At 71.7% G+C, this 20,410-nt stretch carries 18 protein-coding genes; all 18 read left to right on the top strand.

The genetic code is table 11. The features are described 5' to 3' along the window. The first annotated feature begins 88 nt into the window (after positions 1–88). The 18 genes from ACZ619_RS01610 (at position 89) to ACZ619_RS01525 (ending at position 20,410) form a co-directional block, all read left to right on the top strand. Positions 89–1,864, top strand: coding sequence for a DUF5941 domain-containing protein (locus ACZ619_RS01610; RefSeq protein ID WP_469592859.1), 1,776 nt, complete (start codon positions 89–91; stop codon positions 1,862–1,864). Beyond that, positions 1,861–2,613 carry a phosphocholine cytidylyltransferase family protein gene (locus ACZ619_RS01605; protein WP_469592857.1) on the top strand — a complete coding sequence of 251 codons (753 nt, stop codon included), beginning with the start codon at positions 1,861–1,863 and terminating at the stop codon, positions 2,611–2,613. The genes ACZ619_RS01610 and ACZ619_RS01605 overlap by 4 nt, the downstream gene beginning before the upstream one ends. Continuing rightward, on the top strand, positions 2,601–3,662 hold the full coding sequence (locus ACZ619_RS01600; RefSeq protein WP_469592855.1) for an iron-containing alcohol dehydrogenase family protein: 1,062 nt from the start codon (positions 2,601–2,603) through the stop codon (positions 3,660–3,662). Before ACZ619_RS01605 ends, ACZ619_RS01600 begins: the two co-directional genes overlap by 13 nt. A gap of 13 nt (positions 3,663–3,675) precedes the next feature. Next, on the top strand, positions 3,676–4,419 hold the full coding sequence (locus tag ACZ619_RS01595; protein WP_469592853.1) for a CDP-alcohol phosphatidyltransferase family protein: 744 nt from the start codon (positions 3,676–3,678) through the stop codon (positions 4,417–4,419). After that, on the top strand, positions 4,416–5,300 hold the full coding sequence (locus tag ACZ619_RS01590; protein WP_469592852.1) for a glycosyltransferase family 2 protein: 885 nt from the start codon (positions 4,416–4,418) through the stop codon (positions 5,298–5,300). The genes ACZ619_RS01595 and ACZ619_RS01590 overlap by 4 nt, the downstream gene beginning before the upstream one ends. Positions 5,301–5,439: 139 nt before the next feature. Then, the gene (locus tag ACZ619_RS01585; RefSeq protein ID WP_469592850.1) at positions 5,440–6,369 is read left to right on the top strand and encodes an ABC transporter permease; all 930 of its coding nucleotides are present in this window, start codon (positions 5,440–5,442) and stop codon (positions 6,367–6,369) included. After that, positions 6,362–7,141, top strand: coding sequence for an ABC transporter ATP-binding protein (locus ACZ619_RS01580; RefSeq protein ID WP_469592848.1), 780 nt, complete (start codon positions 6,362–6,364; stop codon positions 7,139–7,141). Before ACZ619_RS01585 ends, ACZ619_RS01580 begins: the two co-directional genes overlap by 8 nt. Before the next feature lie 359 nt (positions 7,142–7,500). Beyond that, positions 7,501–8,403, top strand: coding sequence for a squalene synthase HpnC (gene hpnC / locus ACZ619_RS01575; RefSeq protein ID WP_469592846.1), 903 nt, complete (start codon positions 7,501–7,503; stop codon positions 8,401–8,403). After that, complete coding sequence (gene hpnD, locus ACZ619_RS01570; RefSeq protein WP_469592844.1) at positions 8,400–9,353, top strand: presqualene diphosphate synthase HpnD; 954 nt, start codon at positions 8,400–8,402, stop codon at positions 9,351–9,353. Before hpnC ends, hpnD begins: the two co-directional genes overlap by 4 nt. After that, complete coding sequence (locus ACZ619_RS01565; protein ID WP_469592842.1) at positions 9,353–9,493, top strand: DUF6380 family protein; 141 nt, start codon at positions 9,353–9,355, stop codon at positions 9,491–9,493. Before hpnD ends, ACZ619_RS01565 begins: the two co-directional genes overlap by 1 nt. After that, on the top strand, positions 9,490–10,911 hold the full coding sequence (hpnE, locus tag ACZ619_RS01560; RefSeq protein ID WP_469592840.1) for a hydroxysqualene dehydroxylase HpnE: 1,422 nt from the start codon (positions 9,490–9,492) through the stop codon (positions 10,909–10,911). Before ACZ619_RS01565 ends, hpnE begins: the two co-directional genes overlap by 4 nt. Positions 10,912–10,970: 59 nt before the next feature. After that, complete coding sequence (locus tag ACZ619_RS01555) at positions 10,971–12,038, top strand: polyprenyl synthetase family protein (protein WP_469592838.1); 1,068 nt, start codon at positions 10,971–10,973, stop codon at positions 12,036–12,038. A gap of 117 nt (positions 12,039–12,155) precedes the next feature. Next, positions 12,156–14,147: a squalene--hopene cyclase gene (shc, locus tag ACZ619_RS01550; RefSeq protein ID WP_469592836.1), complete on the top strand. Its 1,992-nt coding sequence runs from the start codon at positions 12,156–12,158 to the stop codon at positions 14,145–14,147. Next, positions 14,147–14,788, top strand: coding sequence for a phosphorylase family protein (locus ACZ619_RS01545; protein WP_469592835.1), 642 nt, complete (start codon positions 14,147–14,149; stop codon positions 14,786–14,788). Before shc ends, ACZ619_RS01545 begins: the two co-directional genes overlap by 1 nt. Positions 14,789–14,794: 6 nt before the next feature. Next, positions 14,795–15,817, top strand: coding sequence for an adenosyl-hopene transferase HpnH (gene hpnH, locus ACZ619_RS01540; protein WP_469592833.1), 1,023 nt, complete (start codon positions 14,795–14,797; stop codon positions 15,815–15,817). Between the two features lie 4 nt (positions 15,818–15,821). Then, positions 15,822–16,979 (top strand): flavodoxin-dependent (E)-4-hydroxy-3-methylbut-2-enyl-diphosphate synthase, encoded by a 1,158-nt coding sequence (gene ispG, locus ACZ619_RS01535; RefSeq protein ID WP_469592831.1) that lies wholly within the window; start codon positions 15,822–15,824, stop codon positions 16,977–16,979. A 27-nt stretch (positions 16,980–17,006) separates the two neighbouring features. Next, positions 17,007–19,028 (top strand): 1-deoxy-D-xylulose-5-phosphate synthase, encoded by a 2,022-nt coding sequence (gene dxs / locus ACZ619_RS01530; protein ID WP_469592829.1) that lies wholly within the window; start codon positions 17,007–17,009, stop codon positions 19,026–19,028. Further along, entirely contained in the window at positions 19,025–20,410 is a 1,386-nt protein-coding gene (locus ACZ619_RS01525) for an aspartate aminotransferase family protein (RefSeq protein WP_469592827.1), read from the top strand. Before dxs ends, ACZ619_RS01525 begins: the two co-directional genes overlap by 4 nt.

Raw genomic sequence — 20,410 nt, 5'->3', positions numbered from 1 at the left:
GAATGCCGCCCGGGGGCCCATCAGGCACACGGCGCCCCACCATGCAGTAGACCGGCGCCCGCGCGCCGCACCCAGGGAGTGAGTTCGGTTGTCGACCGCCATCGTCACCGGTCAGCCGGTCCCCGGATCGTCACTGGAGAGCGATCTGCGGGCGCTCGGCTTCGAGGTGCGTCCGGCCGCCGACGCCGCCGGCACCGAGGCCCTCCTCGCGGCCCTGCCCGCCGACCGGCGGGTGGCGGTCGTCGACGCCCGCTTCGTCGGCCATGTGCACGCCCTGCGCCTCGGCCTCACCGACCCGCGCTTCCCGCTCGCCGCGATCCCCGGCGGCGTCACCGCCCAGCCGGAGGGCCGCCAGGCCCTGAGCCGGGCGCTGGCCCGGGAGACCGCCGCCGGCGGCGGCACCACCGACCTCGCGGTCGACGGCCTCGTCACCGCCCTGGACGCCGACGTCCACCGCCCCGAGCTGGGCAGCCTGGTCGCCGCCGTCCCCACCGACCCGCAGGCCCGCAACGAGGCACGGCAGGCCGTCGCCGCCGTCGACGACGAGGCCGTACGCCTGAAGTCGGCCGTGAAGTCCCGCGACGGGTTCTTCACCACCTACTTCATCAGCCCCTACTCCCGATACATCGCCCGCTGGTGCGCCCGGCGCGGACTGACCCCCAACCAGGTCACCACCGCCTCCCTGCTCACCGCCCTGATCGCGGCGGGCTGCGCGGCCACCGGCACCCGCCACGGGTTCGTCGCCGCGGGCGTGCTGCTCATCGCGTCCTTCGTGCTGGACTGCACCGACGGCCAGCTCGCCCGCTACTCGCTCCAGTACTCCACGCTCGGCGCCTGGCTGGACGCCACCTTCGACCGGGCCAAGGAGTACGCCTACTACGCCGGCCTCGCCCTCGGTGCCGCCCGCGGCGGCGACGACGTGTGGGCCCTGGCGCTCGGCGCGATGATCCTCCAGACCTGCCGGCACGTGGTCGACTTCTCCTTCAACGAGGCCAACCACGACGCCACCGCCAACACCAGCCCCACCGCCGCGCTCTCCGACCGGCTCGACAGCGTGGGCTGGACGGTCTGGGTGCGCCGGATGATAGTCCTGCCCATCGGCGAACGATGGGCGCTCATAGCCGTCCTCACGGCGGCCACCACCCCGCGCGTCACCTTCTACGTGCTGCTGGCCGGCTGCGCCTTCGCCGCCGCCTACACCACGGCCGGACGGGTGCTGCGCTCGCTGACGCGGAGGGCGAAGCGCACCGACCGGGCCGCGAAGGCGCTCGCCGACCTGGCCGACAACGGCCCGCTGGCCGGGCTGGGCGCCCGCGTCCTGCGCCGTGCGAGCAAGGGCCCGGCGGTCCTGTGGGCGGCCGCCGGCGCCGTTCTCCTGCTGCTGGCGGCCGTGCTCGACGGACCGGGTCCCGCGCTCGTCGGCGCCGCCGTCGTCTACGTCCTGATCTCCTCCGAAGCGGTCGTGAAGCCGCTCAAGGGCCCCCTCGACTGGCTGGTCCCGCCCCTGTTCCGGGCCGCCGAGTACGGCACCGTCCTCGTCCTCGCGGGCAAAGCCGGGGTGAACGGAGCCCTTCCGGCGGCTTTCGGCCTGGTGGCCGCCGTCGCCTACCATCACTACGACACGGTGTACCGCATCCGCGGCGACGCCGGGGCGCCGCCGGCCTGGCTGGTACGCGCCATCGGGGGGCAGGAGGGACGGACGCTGCTCGTCACCGTCCTGGCCACGCTGCTCACCGCCGCGCAGTTCGAGGTCGCGCTCACGGTCCTCGCCGTGGCCGTGGCCGTGCTGGTGCTCCTCGAGAGCATCCGCTTCTGGGTGTCCGCAGGGGCGCCCGCCGTACACGACGAAGGAGAACCCGCATGATCGGCCTCGTGCTGGCGGCCGGCGCCGGACGGCGTCTGCGCCCCTACACCGACAGCCTGCCCAAGGCGCTGGTGCCGGTGGGGCCCGCCGGGATAGAGGACTCGATCACCGTTCTCGACCTGACCCTCGGCAACTTCGCCGAGATCGGCCTGACCGAGGTCGCGATCATCGTCGGCTACCGCAAGGAGGCCGTCTACGAGCGCAAGGCGGCCCTGGAGGCCAAGTACGGCCTCAAGCTCACCCTCATCGACAACGACAAGGCCGAGGAGTGGAACAACGCCTACTCCCTGTGGTGCGGCCGTGACGCCCTCAAGGACGGCGTGATCCTCGCCAACGGCGACACCGTGCACCCGGTCTCCGTCGAGAAGACGCTGCTCGCCGCCCGCGGCGACGGCAAGAAGATCATCCTCGCCCTCGACACCGTGAAGTCCCTCGCGGACGAGGAGATGAAGGTCGTCGTCGGCGACGGCAAGGGCATGACGAAGATCACCAAGCTGATGGACCCGGCCGAGGCGACCGGCGAGTACATCGGCGTCACCCTCATCGAGGGCGACGCGGCCCCCGAGCTCGCCGACGCGCTGAAGACGGTCTGGGAGACCGACCCGCAGCAGTTCTACGAGCACGGCTACCAGGAGCTGGTCAACCGCGGTTTCCGGATCGACGTGGCGCCGATCGGTGACGTCCGGTGGGTCGAGATCGACAACCACGACGATCTCGCCAGGGGACGGGAGATCGCGTGCCAGTACTGACCCGGCTGATCCCCTCGCCGGTCGTCGTGGACATCCGCCCGGGTGCCCTCGACGACCTCGCGGGCGTGCTCGCCGACGAGCGTATCTCGCACTCCGGCCGGCTCGCCGTCGCCGTCAGCGGCGGCTCCGGGGCCAGGCTGCGCGAGCGCGTCTCGCCGAGCCTGCCCGGCGCCACCTGGTACGAGGTCGGCGGCGGCACCCTCGACGACGCGATCCGGCTGGCCGGCGAGATCAAGGCCGGCCGCTACGACGCGGTCGTCGGCCTCGGCGGCGGCAAGATCATCGACTGCGCCAAGTTCGCCGCGGCGCGGGTCGGCCTGCCGCTGGTCGCCGTGCCGACCAACCTCGCGCACGACGGCCTGTGCTCGCCGGTCGCCACCCTCGACAACGACGCGGGCCGCGGCTCCTACGGCGTGCCGAACCCGATCGCGGTCGTCATCGACCTCGACGTCATCCGCGAGGCCCCGGCGCGCTTCGTGCGCTCCGGCATCGGGGACGCCGTCTCCAACATCTCGGCGATCGCGGACTGGGAGCTGTCCCACCGCGTCACCGGCGAGAAGATCGACGGTCTGGCGGCCGCCATGGCCCGCCAGGCCGGCGAGGCGGTACTGCGCCACCCCGGCGGCATAGGGGGGAACGACTTCCTCCAGGTGCTCGCCGAGGCGCTGGTGCTCAGCGGTATCGCCATGTCGGTGTCGGGCGACTCCCGCCCGTCCTCCGGCGCCTGTCACGAGATCAACCACGCCTTCGACCTGCTGTTCCCGAGGCGTGCCGCCAGCCATGGCGAGCAGTGCGGACTCGGCGCGGCCTTCGCGATGTACCTGCGCGGAGCCCACGAGGAGTCGGCGTTCATGGCGGATGTGCTGCGCCGGCACGGACTGCCGGTGCTGCCGGAGGAGATCGGCTTCACCGTGGACGAGTTCGTCAGGGTCGTGGAGTTCGCTCCGGAGACCCGTCCCGGCCGCTACACCATCCTCGAACACCTCGACCTCAAGACCCACCAGATCAAGGACTTCTACGTCGACTATGTCAAGGCCATCGGTAGCTGAACTCCGTCCGGTCGTGCACCCCGTGGGGGTCAAGGACCGGCGCAGCGGTGAGCACTGGATGGGGCGCCTCTACATGCGTGAGGTGTCCCTGCGGGTCGACCGCTACCTGGTGAACACCAGGGTCACGCCCAACCAGCTCACGTACCTGATGACCGTCTTCGGCGTCCTCGCGTGCCCGGCGCTGCTGGTGCCGGGCGTCTGGGGCGCCGTGCTCGGCGTGGTGTGCGTCCAGATGTACCTGCTGCTGGACTGCGTCGACGGCGAGGTCGCGCGCTGGAAGCAGCAGTACTCGCTGGGCGGTGTCTACCTCGACCGGGTGGGCGCGTACCTGACCGACGCGGCCGTGCTGGTCGGGCTCGGGCTGCGCGCCGCCGACCTGTTCGGCAGCGGCCGTATCGACTGGCTGTGGGCGTTCCTCGGCACGCTGGCCGCGCTCGGCGCGATCCTGATCAAGGCCGAGACCGACCTGGTCGGCGTGGCCCGCCACCAGGCCGGCCTGCCCGTGGTCAAGGAGGCCGCCGCCGAGATGCGCTCCTCCGGGATGGCGCTGGCCCGCCGGGCCGCCGCCGCCTTCAAGTTCCACCGGCTGATCCTCGGCATCGAGGCCTCGCTGCTGATCCTGGCCCTCGCCGTCGCCGACCACTTCCACGGCGACCTCTTCTGGACCCGGCTCGCCACCGCCGTGCTGGCCGGCATCGCCCTGCTGCAGACCCTGCTGCACCTGGTCTCCGTCCTCGCCTCGAGCAGGCTGCGGTGAGCGCCGGGCTGAAGGTCGGCGCGGTCGTCATCACCATGGGCAACCGCCCCGACGAGCTGCGCGCCCTGCTCGACTCGGTCGCCAAGCAGGACGGCGAGCGGGTCGAGGTGGTCGTCGTCGGCAACGGCTCGCCCGTCCCGGACGTCCCCACGGGCGTGCGGACCATAGAGCTGCCCGAGAACCTGGGCATCCCCGGCGGCCGCAACGTCGGTATGGAGGCCTTCGGCCCGAGCGGCCGGGACGTCGACATATTGCTCTTCCTGGACGACGACGGCCTGCTCGCCGAGCACGACACCGCCGAGCTGTGCCGCCGGGCGTTCACCGCCGACCCGAAGCTCGGCATCATCAGCTTCCGCATCGCCGACCCGGAGAGCGGTGAGACCCAGCGCCGGCACGTGCCCAGGCTGCGGGCCGCCGACCCGATGCGCTCCTCCCGGGTCACCACCTTCCTGGGCGGCGCCAACGCCGTCCGCACCCAGGTCTTCGCCGAGGTCGGCGGTCTGCCGGACGAGTTCTTCTACGCCCACGAGGAGACCGACCTGGCCTGGCGGGCCCTGGACGCCGGCTGGATGATCGACTACCGGTCGGACATGGTGCTGTTCCACCCCACGACCGCCCCCTCCCGGCACGCGGTCTACCACCGGATGGTCGCCCGCAACCGGGTCTGGCTCGCCCGCCGCAACCTGCCCGCCCCGCTGGTCCCGCTGTACCTCGGCGTGTGGATGCTGCTCACCCTGGTGCGCCGCCCCTCCCGCCCGGCGCTGCGGGCCTGGTTCGCCGGGTTCCGGGAGGGCTGGGCCACCCCGTGCGGACCCCGCCGGCCCATGCGCTGGCGGACCGTCTGGAGGCTGACCCGACTGGGCCGGCCCCCGGTGATCTGACAAGCTCGAAGGAGCCGGGACGCGCGGTGCCGCGCGCCCGGCCCCCGGGAACGCGTCCGCGTGCGGACACCCGCCGACCCCGGTAGCACAATTCTGTAAGACGAACGTAAGACGAACCTGAAGACGAAGGCCTCCACCCTTGAGTGAGACAACGCATGACGGCGGGATCGCGGTGACCGCGGTGCCGTCGCCCGACGAGGGCCTCACGGCCGCGCAGCTGGCCGCCAGGCACGGGCTCGCGGTGAGCGGCGCCCGCCCCTCGCTCGTCGAGTACGTACGCCAGCTCTGGGGACGGCGCCACTTCATCCTGACCTTCTCCCAGGCGAAGCTCACGGCCCAGTACAGCCAGGCCAAGCTCGGCCAGCTCTGGCAGGTGGCCACCCCGCTGCTGAACGCGGCGGTGTACTACTTCATCTTCGGTGTCATCCTGCACGCCAGCCGCGGCATGTCCCAGGACGTCTACATCCCGTTCCTGGTCACCGGGGTGTTCACCTTCACCTTCACGCAGAGCTCGATCATGACGGGCGTGCGCGCGATCTCCGGCAACCTCGGACTGGTGCGCGCGCTGCACTTCCCGCGCGCCTCGCTGCCGATCTCCTTCGCGCTCCAGCAGCTCCAGCAGCTGCTGTTCTCGATGATCGTCATGGTCGCGGTGGTGGTCGGCTTCGGCAGCCGCCCGGGGCTGTCCTGGGTGCTGGTCCTGCCGATCCTGTTCCTGCTCTTCCTCTTCAACACCGGCCTGGCCCTGATCGTGGCCAGGATGGGCGCCAAGACCCCGGACCTCGCCCAGCTGCTGCCGTTCGTGCTGCGCACCTGGATGTACATGTCCGGCGTGATGTTCTCGATCACCAAGATGATGGAGGGCCGCCCGGAGTGGGCACGCACGCTCCTCCAGATGAACCCCGCCACCGTCTACATGGACCTGATGCGCTTCGCGCTGATCGACGGTTACGGCGCCTCGAACCTCCCGCCGCACGTCTGGGCCGTCGCCCTGTCCTGGGCCGTGGTCGTGTTCGCCGGCGGGTTCGTGTACTTCTGGAAGGCTGAGGAGCGGTACGGCCGTGGCTGAGCAGACCATCGGGGGCCGGGTCCCCACCGTCATCGCGGAGGACGTGCACATCGTCTACCGCGTCAACGGCGCCAAGTCCGGCAAGGGCAGCGCGACCTCGGCCCTCAGCCGTATCGTCCGGCGCCGCGAGGACCGGGGCGTGCGCAAGGTGCACGCGGTCCGCGGGGTCTCCTTCGTCGCCTACCGGGGCGAGGCCATCGGCCTGATCGGCTCCAACGGCTCCGGCAAGTCCACCCTGCTGCGCGCCATCGCCGGCCTGCTGCCCGCCGAGGAGGGCCGGGTCTACACCCACGGCCAGCCCTCGCTGCTCGGCGTCAACGCGGCCCTGATGAACGACCTCACGGGCGAGCGGAACGTCATCCTGGGCGGGCTCGCCATGGGCATGAGCCGCGAGCAGATCAAGGACCGCTACCAGGGCATCGTCGAGTTCTCCGGGATCAACGACAAGGGCGACTTCATCACCCTGCCCATGCGCACCTACTCCTCCGGCATGGCGGCCCGGCTGCGCTTCTCCATCGCCGCCGCCAAGGACCACGACGTCCTCATGATCGACGAGGCGCTGGCCACCGGTGACGCGGCCTTCCGCAGGCGCTCCGAGGACCGCATCCGCGAGCTGCGCGAGCACGCGGGCACGGTCTTCCTGGTGAGCCACAACAACAAGTCGATCCGGGACACCTGCGACCGCGTCCTGTGGCTGGAGCGCGGCGAGCTGCGCATGGACGGCCCGACCGAAGAGGTGCTCAAGGAGTACGAGAAGTTCACGGGCAAGTAGCCCGTCGCGACCCGGGCCCCGCCGCAACCTTTCCGGCGGGGCCCGGCGTCTGCAAAGGAAACGTCAACTCCGGCCCGCCTTAGGAATCTTGACGCCAATCGGTGTGTTGTTGTGATCTGCGGGACACCCCGGCGAACCTCGATGCGTTGTACAACGTAAGCTGTACCGGTCCCGGAAAGCGGCAAGTGGGGCGATAATGCGCGACACCCTCCGCCGGGCCGCCCCGCGGACTCCTGGGCGGCGTGTCCGAAATAGTGTGTATTGGGTCGGCAGTGTAGAACGGGAGATGTGACGGCAATGGCTACGGAAACTCCCCAGCTCAACGCAGGCCGCGCCGTCCCCGCCCCGGGCAGCGAACGGTGACGGCGACCACCCCGGCGCCCACCGGAGACCCGGAGCGCGGAACCCTGGACAAGGCGGCGGACGAGAACTTCCCCGTGGCCCCGTTCTTCCTGCCCAAGGACTGGCGCGACGACCTCATGGCGGTGTACGGCTTCGCCCGCCTCGTCGACGACATCGGCGACGGCGACCTCGCCCCCGGCGGCGCCGACGCCCGGCTCCTCGGGGTCGGCCCGGCCGAGGCCGAGGACCGCCTGCTCCTCCTCGACGCCTTCGAGGCCGACCTGCGCCGCGTCTTCGACTCCACCCCGCGCCACCCCCTGCTGCGCCGGCTCCAGCCCACGGTCCGCCGTCGCGCGCTGACCCCCGGGCCGTTCCTCGGGCTGATCGCCGCCAACCGCCAGGACCAGCTGGTCAAGCGCTACGAGACCTACGACGACCTGCTCGCCTACTGCGAGCTGTCGGCCAACCCCGTCGGCCGCCTGGTCCTCGCCGTCACCGGCACCTCGACCCCCGAGCGGATCCGCCTCTCCGACGCGGTCTGCACGGCGCTCCAGATCGTCGAACACCTCCAGGACGTGACCGAGGACCTCGGCCGCGACCGGATCTATCTGCCCGCCGCGGACATGAAGCGCTTTCATGTCCGGGAAGCGGATCTCGCCGCGAAAAGCGCGGGCGCATCGGTGCGCGCGCTGGTTGCATACGAAGCACAACGCGCCCGCGACCTCCTGAATGAAGGCGCCCCCCTGGTGGGTAGCGTCCACGGCAGGTTGAAGTTGCTGCTCGCGGGGTTCGTGGCAGGGGGAAGGGCGGCGGTCCACGCGATCGCCGCCGCCGAATACGACGTACTACCCGGCCCGCCCAAGCCCGGCAAGGGCCGGTTGCTGCGTGAGGTGGGCGTGACTCTGCGAGGAAAGGGGTGATCCGGACCGTGGAATCTCCCACACACGTGTCCGCACCGGTACTCGCCGCCTACAGCTACTGCGAGACCGTCACCGGACAGCAGGCACGGAACTTCGCGTACGGCATCAGGCTGCTGCCGGCGCCCAAGCGGCGCGCCATGTCGGCGCTCTACGCCTTCTCCCGGCGTGTCGACGACATCGGCGACGGCGCGCTGGCGGACGACGTGAAGGCGGCCCGCCTGGAGGACACCCGGGCGCTGCTCGCCCGGGTCCAGGAGGGCGCGGTCGGCGAGGACGACACCGACCCGGTCGCGGTCGCCCTCGCGCACGCCGCCCAGGTCTTCCCGATCCCGCTCGGCGGTCTGGACGAGCTGATCGACGGGGTCCTGATGGACGTCCGCGGCGAGACCTACGAGACCTGGGACGACCTCAAGCTCTACTGCCGCTGCGTGGCCGGCGCCATCGGCCGGCTCTCGCTCGGCGTGTTCGGCACCGAACCGGGGGCGCGTGGCGCCGAGCGCGCGCCGGAGTACGCCGACACGCTCGGGCTCGCGCTCCAGCTCACCAACATCCTCCGGGACATCCGCGAGGACGCCGGGAACGGCCGTACCTATCTGCCCTCCGACGACCTCGCCAAGTTCGGCTGCTCGGCCGGTTTCCACGGGCCGACCCCGCCGGAGGGCTCCGACTTCGCGGGCCTGGTGCACTTCGAGGTCCGGCGGGCCCGCGCCCTCTTCGCCGAGGGCTACCGGCTGCTGCCCATGCTGGACCGGCGCAGCGGCGCCTGTGTCGCCGCCATGGCCGGCATCTACCGCCGCCTGCTCGACCGCATCGAGCGCGAACCGGAGGCGGTGCTGCGCGGCCGGGTCTCGCTGCCCGGACGCGAGAAGGCGTACGTCGCCATGCGCGGCCTGTCCGGGATCGACACCCGGCGCCACACCTCCCGCCTGACCGTCAGGAGGCGCGCCTGATGGACAAGGTGGGCCAAGGCGACTCCGCCGGAGAAAAACGGCAGGCAACCCTCCGCCATGGCGTGGCGTCCCTGACTGCGACGGCCTGCGGCGGTCCGTTCCACACGCACCGCGGGCGGGCAGGGGAGGGGACGCGATGAGCGGCGGCACGGGCACCGAGCGGGCGCAGGACGACGTCCCGTCCGGGCGCACCGCCGTCGTGATCGGCGGCGGCCTCGCCGGCGTCACGGCCGCGCTGGCGCTCGCCGACGCGGGCGTGCGCGTCACCTTGCTCGAAGGCAGGCCGAGGCTGGGCGGGCTCGCCTTCTCCTTCCAACGCGGCGAGCTGACCGTGGACAACGGCCAGCACGTGTACCTGCGTTGCTGTACCGCCTACCGCTGGTTCCTCGACCGCATCGAGGGCACGGCGCTGGCACCGGTGCAGGACCGCCTAGACGTGCCCGTGCTCGACCTCGACAAGCCCGAGGGGCGGCGCCTGGGCAGGCTCCGCCGCGACCCGCTGCCCGTACCCCTGCATCTGGGGCGCAGCCTGGCCACGTATCCGCACCTCTCGCTCGCCGAGCGGGCCGGGGTGGGGCGTGCCGCGCTCGCGCTCAAGGGGCTCGACCTCGCCGATCCGGGCCTGGACGCACAGGACTTCGGCAGCTGGCTGGCCGCCCACGGCCAGTCGGCGCGTGCCGTCGAGGCCCTGTGGGACCTGGTCGGGGTCGCCACCCTCAACGCGGTCGCGGGCGACGCCTCGCTGGGGCTCGCCGCGATGGTGTTCAAGACCGGTCTGCTGTCCGACCCGGGCGCGGCCGACATCGGCTGGGCCCATGTGCCGCTGGGCGAACTGCACGACCGGCTGGCCCGCAAGGCGCTCGACTCCGCGGGCGTGCGTACCGAGGTCCGTACACGCGTCACCTCCGTCTCCCACAACGAGAACGGCGCCTGGAGCGTTCAGGTTCCCGGCGAGACGCTCACCGCGGACGCCGTCGTCCTCGCCGTGGCCCAGCGCGAGGCGTACGACCTGCTGCCGGCCGGCGCCCTGGACGCCCCCGGAAACCTGCTGGAGATCGGCACCGCGCCGATCCTCAACGTCCACGTGGTCTACGACCGCAAGGTGCTCGCCCGGCCGTTCTTCGCGGCCCTGGGCACCCCGGTCCAGTGGGTGTTCGACCGCACCCACGCCTCCGGGCTGCGCGAGGGCCAGTACCTCGCGCTGTCCCAGTCGGCGGCCCAGGACGAGATCGACACCCCCGTGGCCGACCTGCGCGAGCGCTACCTGCCCGAGCTGGAACGGCTGCTGCCCGGCGCGCGCGGCGCCGGGGTGCGGGACTTCTTCGTGACCCGGGAGCGCACCGCGACGTTCGCCCCCACCCCCGGCGTCGGGCGGCTGCGGCCCGGCGCCCGCACCAAGTCACCCGGCCTCTACCTGGCCGGGGCGTGGACCGCCACCGGGTGGCCCGCGACCATGGAGAGTGCGGTCCGCAGCGGAGTGAGCGCGGCCGACGCCGCGTTGCGCACCCTGGGCCGGCCCCGCCCACGGCACCTCTTCGAGTTCGAGGAGGCGGCGTGACGCTCGACCAGCACGCGGCAGGCCCCCGCACCCCCGGTACCGCAACAAGAGGAGAAACTGTGCCCACTGTGCCCCCGGCCGAGACGGCTGCCGACGCGGTGGACGTGACCGCGCTCCTGGAGCGCGGCCGGACCCTTGCCACACCGGTTCTGCGCGCGGCCGTGGACCGTCTGGCATCTCCCATGGACACCGTGGCCGCCTACCACTTCGGCTGGATCGACGCGGAGGGCAACCCCGCCGACGGCGACGGCGGCAAGGCCGTGCGCCCCGCGCTCGCGGTCCTGTCCGCCGAGGTCACCGGAGCCGCCCCCGAGGTCGGCATCCCCGGCGCCGTCGCCGTCGAACTCGTCCACAACTTCTCGCTGCTGCACGACGACCTGATGGACGGCGACGAGCAGCGCCGCCACCGCGACACCGTCTGGAAGGTGCACGGCCCCGCCCAGGCCATCCTGGTCGGCGACGCCCTGTTCGCCCTCGCCAACGAGATCCTGCTGGAGCTGGGCACCGTCGAGGCCGGCCGCGCCACCCGCCGGATCACCACCGCCACCCGCGCCCTCATCGACGGCCAGGCGCAGGACATCTCCTACGAGCACCGCGACCGCGTCAGCGTCGAGGAGTGCCTGGAGATGGAGGGCAACAAGACCGGTGCCCTGCTCGCCGCCTCCAGCTCCATCGGCGCGGTGCTCGGCGGCGCCGACGACCGCACCGCCGACACCCTGGAGAGGTACGGCTACCACCTGGGCCTCGCCTTCCAGGCCGTCGACGACCTGCTCGGCATCTGGGGCGACCCGGACTCCACCGGCAAGCAGACCTGGAGCGACCTGCGCCAGCGCAAGAAGTCCCTGCCGGTGGTCGCCGCGCTCGCGGCGGGCGGCTCCGCCTCCGAGCGGCTCGGCGAGATCCTCGCCGCCGACGCCAAGAGCAGCGACTTCGAGAACTTCTCCGAGGAGGAGTTCGCCGCCCGCGCCGCCCTCATCGAGGAGGCCGGCGGCCGCGAGTGGACCGCCGAAGAGGCGCGTCGTCAGCACACCATCGCCATCGAGGCCCTGCACGCCGTGGACATGCCCGACCGGGTACGGGACCGGTTCGCGGCGCTGGCCGACTTCGTCGTCGTACGAAAGAGATGATCACTATCGGTCGAATAGCCCTCGCGTAGTCGCCGGCCGGTGCGAGCGCGCAGCCAGCACCGGCCGACGGCGGACCCACAGCAGAACGATTTCGTACGACTGCACGAAGGGGAAGCCATGACAGCGACGACCGACGGAAGCACCGGGGCCACAGTTCCGCCCCGCGCTGCCTCGGCCAGCGACACCGACACCACCCCCGTGGCGGCCGGGGTACAAGAAGCCGCCGAACGCGCCGTGCGGCGCGCCACCGACCAGCTGCTCGCCCTCCAGGACGCGCAGGGCTGGTGGAAGGGCGACCTGGAGACCAACGTCACCATGGACGCCGAGGATCTGCTGCTCCGTCAGTTCCTGGGCATCCGAGACGAGTCGACCACGACCGCCGCCGCCCTGTTCATCCGGGGCGAGCAACGCGAGGACGGCACCTGGGCCACGTTCTACGGCGGCCCTGGTGAACTCTCCACCACCATCGAGGCGTACGTCGCCCTGCGGCTGGCCGGCGACGAGCCCGGCGCGCCGCACATGGCGAAGGCGTCGGCCTGGATCCGCGAGCGCGGCGGGATCGCCGCCTCCCGGGTGTTCACCCGCATCTGGCTGGCCCTGTTCGGCTGGTGGAAATGGGAGGACCTGCCCGAACTCCCGCCGGAACTCCTCTACTTCCCCAAGTGGTTCCCGCTCAGCATCTACAACTTCGGCCAGTGGGCCCGGCAGACCATCGTGCCGCTCACCGTCGTCTCGGCCAAGCGCCCGGTGCGCCCCGCGCCCTTCCCGCTGGACGAACTGCACACCGACCCGGCCGACCCCAACCCGCCCAGGCCCCTGGCCCCGGCGATCAGCTGGGAGGGCCTGTTCCAGCGGCTCGACAAGGTCGTCCGCGGCTACCGCAAGGTCGCCGTGCGCCGGCTGCGCGGCTCGGCCCTGAACTCCGCCGCCCGCTGGATCGTCGAGCGGCAGGAGAACGACGGCGCCTGGGGCGGCATCCAGCCCCCGGCCGTGTACTCGGTGATCGCCCTGCACCTGCTCGGCTACGACCTCGAACACCCCGTGATGCGCGCCGGGCTGGAGTCGCTGGATCGTTACGCCGTCTGGCGCGAGGACGGCGCCCGGATGATCGAGGCCTGCCAGTCCCCGGTCTGGGACACCTGCCTGGCCACCATCGCGCTCGCCGACGCCGGGGTGCCGGCCGACCACCCCCAACTGGTCAAGGCCGCCGACTGGATGCTCGGTGAGCAGATCGTGCGGCCCGGCGACTGGTCCGTCAAACGCCCCCAGCTCCCGCCGGGCGGCTGGGCGTTCGAGTTCCACAACGACAACTACCCCGACATCGACGACACCGCCGAGGTCGTCCTCGCGCTGCGCCGGGTCAGACACCACGACCCCGAGCGCATGGAGAAGGCCATCGGGCGCGGGGTCCGCTGGAACCTCGGCATGCAGTCCAAGAACGGGGCCTGGGGCGCCTTCGACGTCGACAACACCAGCCCCTTCCCCAACCGGATGCCGTTCTGCGACTTCGGCGAGGTGATCGACCCGCCCTCGGCCGACGTCACCGCGCACGTCGTGGAGATGCTCGCCTTCGAGGGACTGGCCCACGACCCGCGCACCCGGCGCGGCATCGAGTGGCTGCTGGCCGAACAGGAGCCGGACGGCTCGTGGTTCGGCCGCTGGGGCGTCAACTACGTCTACGGCACCGGCTCCGTGGTGCCCGCCCTGACCGCCGCCGGGCTGCCCGCCGCGCACCCGGCGATCCGGCGCGCGGTGACCTGGCTGGAGAACGCCCAGAACGACGACGGCGGCTGGGGCGAGAACCTGCGCTCCTACAAGCACGTCGGCGAGTGGAGCGGGCGCGGCGCCTCCACCGCCTCCCAGACCGCGTGGGCGCTGATGGCGCTGCTCGCGGCCGGCGAGAAGGACGCCAAGCCGGTCGAGCGGGGCGTGCGCTGGCTCGCCGAGACCCAGCGGGAGGACGGCTCCTGGGACGAGCCGTACTTCACCGGCACCGGCTTCCCCTGGGACTTCTCCATCAACTACCACCTCTACCGGCAGGTCTTCCCGCTCACCGCGCTCGGCCGCTACGTCCACGGCGAGCCCACCCCCGAGGCAGAGGGGAGCTGATGAGCACCACGCCCGCCCCCGCCCCGCTGCTGATCGCCTGCGCGCTCGGCATCGAGCACCTCGCCCTGCGCGCGGGCGAACGCGGAGGCGCGGACGGGCCGGTCACCGTGGTGCGCACCGGCATGGGCCCCAGGGCGGCGGAACGGTCCGTCACCCGGCTCCTGGCCGATCCCGCGCTCGCCGGTGCCGCCGTGCTGGCCACGGGCTTCTGCGCGGGACTCGCGCCCGGCATGCACCCCGGCGACCTGGTCGTCGCCGAGGAGACCCGGGACCCGCGCGGCAGCGTCCCCTGCGTCGGCACCGAACTGCTGGTGAAGGAGCTCGCGCGGACGGTGCCCGGACGCACCGTCCACACCGGCCCCCTCACCGGCTCCGATCACGTCGTCCGCGGCCACGAGCGGTCGGACCTGCTCGCGACCGGCGCGATCGCGGTCGACATGGAGTCGGCGGCCACCCTGCTGAGCGCCGTGCGCACGGGCGAACGCCCGGTTGCGGCCGTACGGGTGGTCGTGGACGCTCCTGAACATGAACTCGTCCGGATCGGCACGGTGCGCGGTGGAATATCGGCTTTCCGCGTTCTTCGATCCGTTCTCCCAGCTTTCTTCGAATGGCACCGTTCTTTGCTGCTCCCTCGGAGGTGAGCCCAGATGGCCATGCCGCTGCGCCAGTCGATCAAGGTCGCTACTTACTTGGCTGAACAGAAGCTCCGCAAGCGGGACAAGTTCCCGCTGATCGTGGAGCTGGAACCGCTCTTCGCGTGCAACCTGAAGTGCGAGGGCTGCGGCAAGATCCAGCATCCGGCGGGCGTGCTCAAGCAGCGCATGCCGGTCGCGCAGGCCGTCGGGGCGGTGCTGGAGTCCGGTGCGCCGATGGTGTCCATCGCGGGCGGCGAGCCCCTGATGCACCCTCAGATCGACGAGATCGTGCGCCAGTTGGTGGCGAAGCGCAAGTACGTGTTCCTGTGCACCAACGCCATGCTGCTGCGCAAGAAGATGGACAGGTTCACGCCCTCGCCCTACTTCGCCTTCGCGGTGCACATCGACGGGCTGCGCGAGCGGCACGACGAGTCGGTCGCGAAAGAGGGCGTGTTCGACGAGGCGGTGGCGGCCATCAAGGAGGCCAAGCACCGCGGCTTCCGGGTGACCACCAACTCCACCTTCTTCAACACCGACACCCCGCAGACCATCGTCGAGGTGCTCAACTTCCTCAACGACGACCTCAAGGTCGACGAGATGATGATCTCGCCCGCCTACGCCTACGAGAAGGCCCCCGACCAGGAGCACTTCCTGGGCGTGGAGCAGACCAGGGAGCTGTTCAAGAAGGCCTTCTCCGGCGGCAACCGGAAGAAGTGGCGGCTCAACCACTCCCCGCTCTTCCTGGACTTCCTGGAGGGCAAGGTCGACTTCCCGTGCACCGCCTGGGCGATCCCGAACTACTCGCTCTTCGGCTGGCAGCGCCCCTGCTACCTGATGAGCGACGGGTACGTGCCGACGTACCGCGAACTCATCGAGAAGACCGACTGGGACAAGTACGGCCGGGGCAAGGACCCGCGCTGCGCCAACTGCATGGCGCACTGCGGCTACGAGCCCACCGCCGTCCTCGCCACCATGGGGTCCCTGAAGGAGTCGCTGCGCGCGATGCGCGAGACTGTCTCCGGGAACCGGGAGTGACCCGGTGACCGCCATCCCCCTGGGCCTCCCCGAGGTCCCGGCCCGGCCGGTCGCCGAACGCCGGGTGTCCCGGCGGATCCAGGTCGGGCCGGTCGCGGTCGGCGGCGGAGCCCCGGTGTCGGTGCAGTCGATGACCACCACCCGCACCTCGGACATCGGCGCCACCCTCCAGCAGATCGCCGAACTCACCGCGTCCGGCTGCCAGATCGTCCGCGTCGCCTGCCCCACGCAGGACGACGCGGACGCCCTGGCGACCATCGCGGCGAAGTCGCAGATCCCGGTGATCGCGGACATCCACTTCCAGCCGAAGTACGTGTTCGCCGCGATCGAGGCCGGGTGCGCGGCGGTGCGCGTGAACCCCGGCAACATCAAGAAGTTCGACGACCAGGTGCGGGAGATCGCGCGCGCCGCCAAGGACCACGGCACGCCCGTCCGGATCGGGGTCAACGCCGGTTCGCTGGACCGGCGTCTGCTGGAGAAGCACGGCAGGGCGACCCCGGAGGCGCTCGTGGAGAGCGCCCTGTGGGAGGCCTCGCTCTTCGAGGAGCACGGCTTCCGGGACCTCAAGATCTCCGTCAAGCACAACGACCCGGTCGTGATGATCGAGGCGTACCGGCAGCTCGCCGCCCGCTGCGACTACCCGCTGCACCTCGGCGTCACCGAGGCGGGCCCGGCCTTCCAGGGCACCGTCAAGTCGGCGGTGGCGTTCGGCGCCCTGCTGAGCGAGGGCATCGGCGACACGATCCGCGTCTCGCTGAGCGCGCCGCCCGCCGAGGAGGTCAAGGTCGGCATCCAGATCCTGGAGTCGCTGAACCTGCGGCAGCGGCGCCTGGAGATCGTCTCCTGCCCGTCCTGCGGCCGCGCCCAGGTCGACGTCTACAAGCTGGCGGACGAGGTGACGGCCGGCCTGGAGGGCATGGAGGTACCGCTCCGCGTCGCCGTCATGGGCTGCGTGGTCAACGGCCCCGGCGAGGCGCGGGAGGCCGACCTCGGGGTCGCCTCCGGCAACGGCAAGGGGCAGATCTTCGTCAGGGGCGAGGTCGTCAAGACCGTGCCGGAGTCGAGGATCGTGGAGACCCTCATCGAGGAGGCGATGAAGATCGCCGAGCAGATGGAGAAGGACGGCGCCGGGTCCGGAGCACCCGCCGTCACCGTGAGCTGATCAGCACGGACCGAGAGGGGGCCGAGCGTGCCGATTCTGGAGAAGATCCGGGGACCACGCGACCTGAAGGCGCTGTCCGAGGCGGAACTCGGTGAACTGTCCGAAGAAATACGCGAGTTCCTGGTGCACGCGGTCGCCAGGACCGGCGGCCACCTCGGGCCCAACCTGGGGGTCGTCGAGCTGACCGTGGCACTGCACCGGGTCTTCGAGTCCCCGGTCGACCGCATCCTCTGGGACACCGGCCACCAGAGCTATGTGCACAAGCTGCTGACAGGCCGTCAGGACTTCTCCAAGCTGCGCGGCAAGGGAGGCCTGTCCGGGTACCCCTCGCGTGAGGAGTCCGAGCACGACGTCATCGAGAACAGCCACGCCTCCACCGCGCTCGGCTGGGCCGACGGTCTCGCCAAGGCCCGCCAGGTGCAGGGGGAGAAGGGACACGTCGTCGCCGTGATCGGCGACGGGGCGCTGACCGGCGGGATGGCCTGGGAGGCGCTGAACAACATCGCCGCCGCCAAGGACCGGCCGCTGATCATCGTCGTCAACGACAACGAGCGCTCGTACGCGCCCACCATCGGCGGGCTCGCCAACCACCTCGCCACCCTGCGCACCACCGACGGCTACGAGAAGGTGCTGGCCTGGGGCAAGGACGTGCTCCTGCGCACCCCGATCGTCGGCAACACCGTCTACGAGTCCCTGCACGGCGCCAAGAAGGGCTTCAAGGACGCCTTCGCCCCGCAGGGCATGTTCGAGGACCTCGGCCTCAAGTACGTCGGCCCGATCGACGGCCACGACATCAAGGCGGTCGAGTCGGCGCTGCGGCGCGCCAAACGCTTCCACGGGCCGGTGCTCGTGCACTGCCTGACCGAGAAGGGGCGCGGTTACGAGCCCGCGCTCGCCCACGAGGAGGACCGCTTCCACACCGTCGGCGTGATGGACCCGCTCACCTGCGAGCCGCTCGCGCCGTCGGGCGGGCCCTCCTGGACCTCGGTCTTCGGGGACGAGATCGTCCGGATCGGCGAGGAACGGGACGACGTCGTCGCCATCACCGCGGCCATGCTGCACCCGGTCGGCCTCGGCCGGTTCGCCGAGCGCTTCCCCGACCGGGTCTGGGACGTCGGCATCGCCGAGCAGCACGCGGCGGTCTCCGCGGCCGGGCTGGCGACGGGCGGGCTGCACCCGGTGGTCGCCGTCTACGCCACCTTCCTCAACCGCGCCTTCGACCAGCTGCTGATGGACGTGGCGCTGCACCGCTGCGGGGTGACGTTCGTCCTGGACCGGGCCGGTGTGACCGGCGTCGACGGCGCGTCCCACAACGGCATGTGGGACCTGTCGGTCCTCCAGGTGGTGCCCGGCCTCCGGATCGCCGCACCGCGCGACGCCGAGCAGCTGCGGCTCCAGCTGCGCGAGGCGGTCGCCGTCGACGACGCGCCGACGCTGGTCCGCTTCCCGAAGGAGTCGGTGGGGCCGCGGATCCCGGCGGTCGACCGGGTCGGCGGGATCGACGTGCTCCGCCGTGACACGGACGCGCAGGTGCTGCTGGTCGCGGTCGGGGTGATGGCGCCGGTCTGCCTCCAGACCGCGGAGCTGCTGTCCGCCCGGGGCATCGACTGCACGGTCGTGGACCCCCGTTGGGTCAAGCCCGTGGACCCGGCGCTGCCCGTACTGGCCGCCGGGCACGAGCTGGTGGCCGTCGTCGAGGACAACAGCCGGGCGGCCGGCGTCGGCGCGGCCGTGGCGCTCGCGCTCGGCGACGCCGAAGTGGACGTGCCGGTACGGCGGTTCGGGATTCCCGAGCAGTTCCTGGCACACGCCAAGCGGGGGGAGGTGCTGGCCGACATCGGGCTGACACCGGTGGAGATCGCGGGGCGGATCGGGGCGAGCCTCGCGGGGCGGGGGGCCGGGGGCGCCGAAGGGGGTGCCGCGGGGGGCGGTTCGGCGGGTACGGCGCCGCCCGGGCCGGTCGCGCCCCGCGGCGGCAGCCGCAGATCGATGCGCCCCGCGCCCCTGCGGGGCGCTGATGCCGAGGGTGTCGACAAGGAGAGGCAATGAGTACGGAGTTCGACCTCGGTGCGCTGCTCGCCGAGCGTGGCGGCGAGCGCTACGAGCTGCATGCCAAGTACCTGAACCACCAGCTCCCGCGCATGCTGCACACCATCGGCTTCGACAAGGTCTACGAGCGGGCCGAGGGCGCCCACTTCTGGGACGCGGACGGCAACGACTACCTGGACATGCTCGCCGGGTTCGGGGTGATGGGGCTGGGCCGTCACCACCCCGTCGTCCAAAAGGCCCTGCACGACGTCCTGGACGCCCGGCTGGCCGACCTCACCCGCTTCGACTGCCAGCCGCTGCCCGGACTGCTCGCCGAGCGGCTGCTCGCCCACAGCCCGCACCTGGACCGGGTGTTCTTCGGCAACAGCGGCACGGAGGCGGTCGAGACGGCCCTGAAGTTCGCCCGTTTCGCCACCGGCAGACCCCGCGTCCTCTACTGCGACCACGCCTTCCACGGCCTGACCACCGGCTCCCTGTCGGTCAACGGCGAGAACGGCTTCCGTGACGGCTTCGCCCCGCTGCTCCCCGACACGGCCGTCCCCCTCGGCGATCTCGACGCCCTGGCGCGGGAGCTGCGCAAGGGCGACGTCGCCGCGCTGATCGTCGAGCCCATCCAGGGCAAGGGCGTCCACGAGGCCCCGTCCGGATACCTGCGCGCCGCCCAGGAACTGCTCCACCGGCACAAGGCGCTGCTCATCGCCGACGAGGTGCAGACCGGCCTCGGCCGCACCGGCGACTTCTACGCCTATCAGCACGAGGAGGGTGTCGAGCCGGACCTGGTGTGCGTGGCGAAGGCCCTGTCCGGCGGATACGTCCCGGTCGGAGCCACCCTCGGCAAGGACTGGATCTTCAAGAAGGTGTACTCGTCCATGGACCGCGTGCTGGTCCACTCGGCGAGCTTCGGGGCCAACGCCCAGGCCATGGCGGCCGGTCTCGCCGTCCTCTCCGTCATGGAGAACGACCAGATCGTCGCCAACGCCCGTGCCATGGGGGAGCGGCTCACCGCCCGGCTCGGCGCGCTGACCGACACCTACGAACTGCTCGCCGACGTGCGCGGCCGGGGCCTGATGATCGGCATCGAGTTCGGCCGGCCCAGCTCGCTGAAGCTGCGCGGCCGCTGGACCATGCTCCAGGCCGCCCGCAAGGGACTGTTCGCCCAGATGGTCGTCGTACCGCTGCTGCAACGGCACCGCATCCTCACCCAGGTCTCCGGCGACCACCTGGAAGTGATCAAGCTCATCCCGCCGCTGATCGTCGACGAGGCCGATGTGGACCGGTTCGTGGACGCCTTCACCGAGGTCATGGACGACGCGCACAACGGCGGCGGGCTGATGTGGGACTTCGGCAGGACGCTCATCAAGCAGGCGGTGGCCAACCGCTGA

The sequence above is a fragment of the Streptomyces sp. NPDC104367 genome, assembly GCF_055583825.1.
This window is presented reverse-complemented; position numbering and strand designations above follow the sequence as displayed.

Excerpts from the sequence above, each read along its gene's own strand:
- ACZ619_RS01525 (WP_469592827.1), top strand. The coding sequence starts at position 19,025 with ATGAGTACGGAGTTCGACCTCGGTGCGCTGCTCGCCGAGCGTGGCGGC.
- ACZ619_RS01605 (WP_469592857.1), top strand. The coding sequence starts at position 1,861 with ATGATCGGCCTCGTGCTGGCGGCCGGCGCCGGACGGCGTCTGCGCCCC.
- ACZ619_RS01545 (WP_469592835.1), top strand. The coding sequence starts at position 14,147 with ATGAGCACCACGCCCGCCCCCGCCCCGCTGCTGATCGCCTGCGCGCTC.
- hpnE (WP_469592840.1), top strand. The coding sequence starts at position 9,490 with ATGAGCGGCGGCACGGGCACCGAGCGGGCGCAGGACGACGTCCCGTCC.
- shc (WP_469592836.1), top strand. The coding sequence starts at position 12,156 with ATGACAGCGACGACCGACGGAAGCACCGGGGCCACAGTTCCGCCCCGC.
- hpnH (WP_469592833.1), top strand. The coding sequence starts at position 14,795 with ATGGCCATGCCGCTGCGCCAGTCGATCAAGGTCGCTACTTACTTGGCT.
- ACZ619_RS01565 (WP_469592842.1), top strand. The coding sequence starts at position 9,353 with ATGGACAAGGTGGGCCAAGGCGACTCCGCCGGAGAAAAACGGCAGGCA.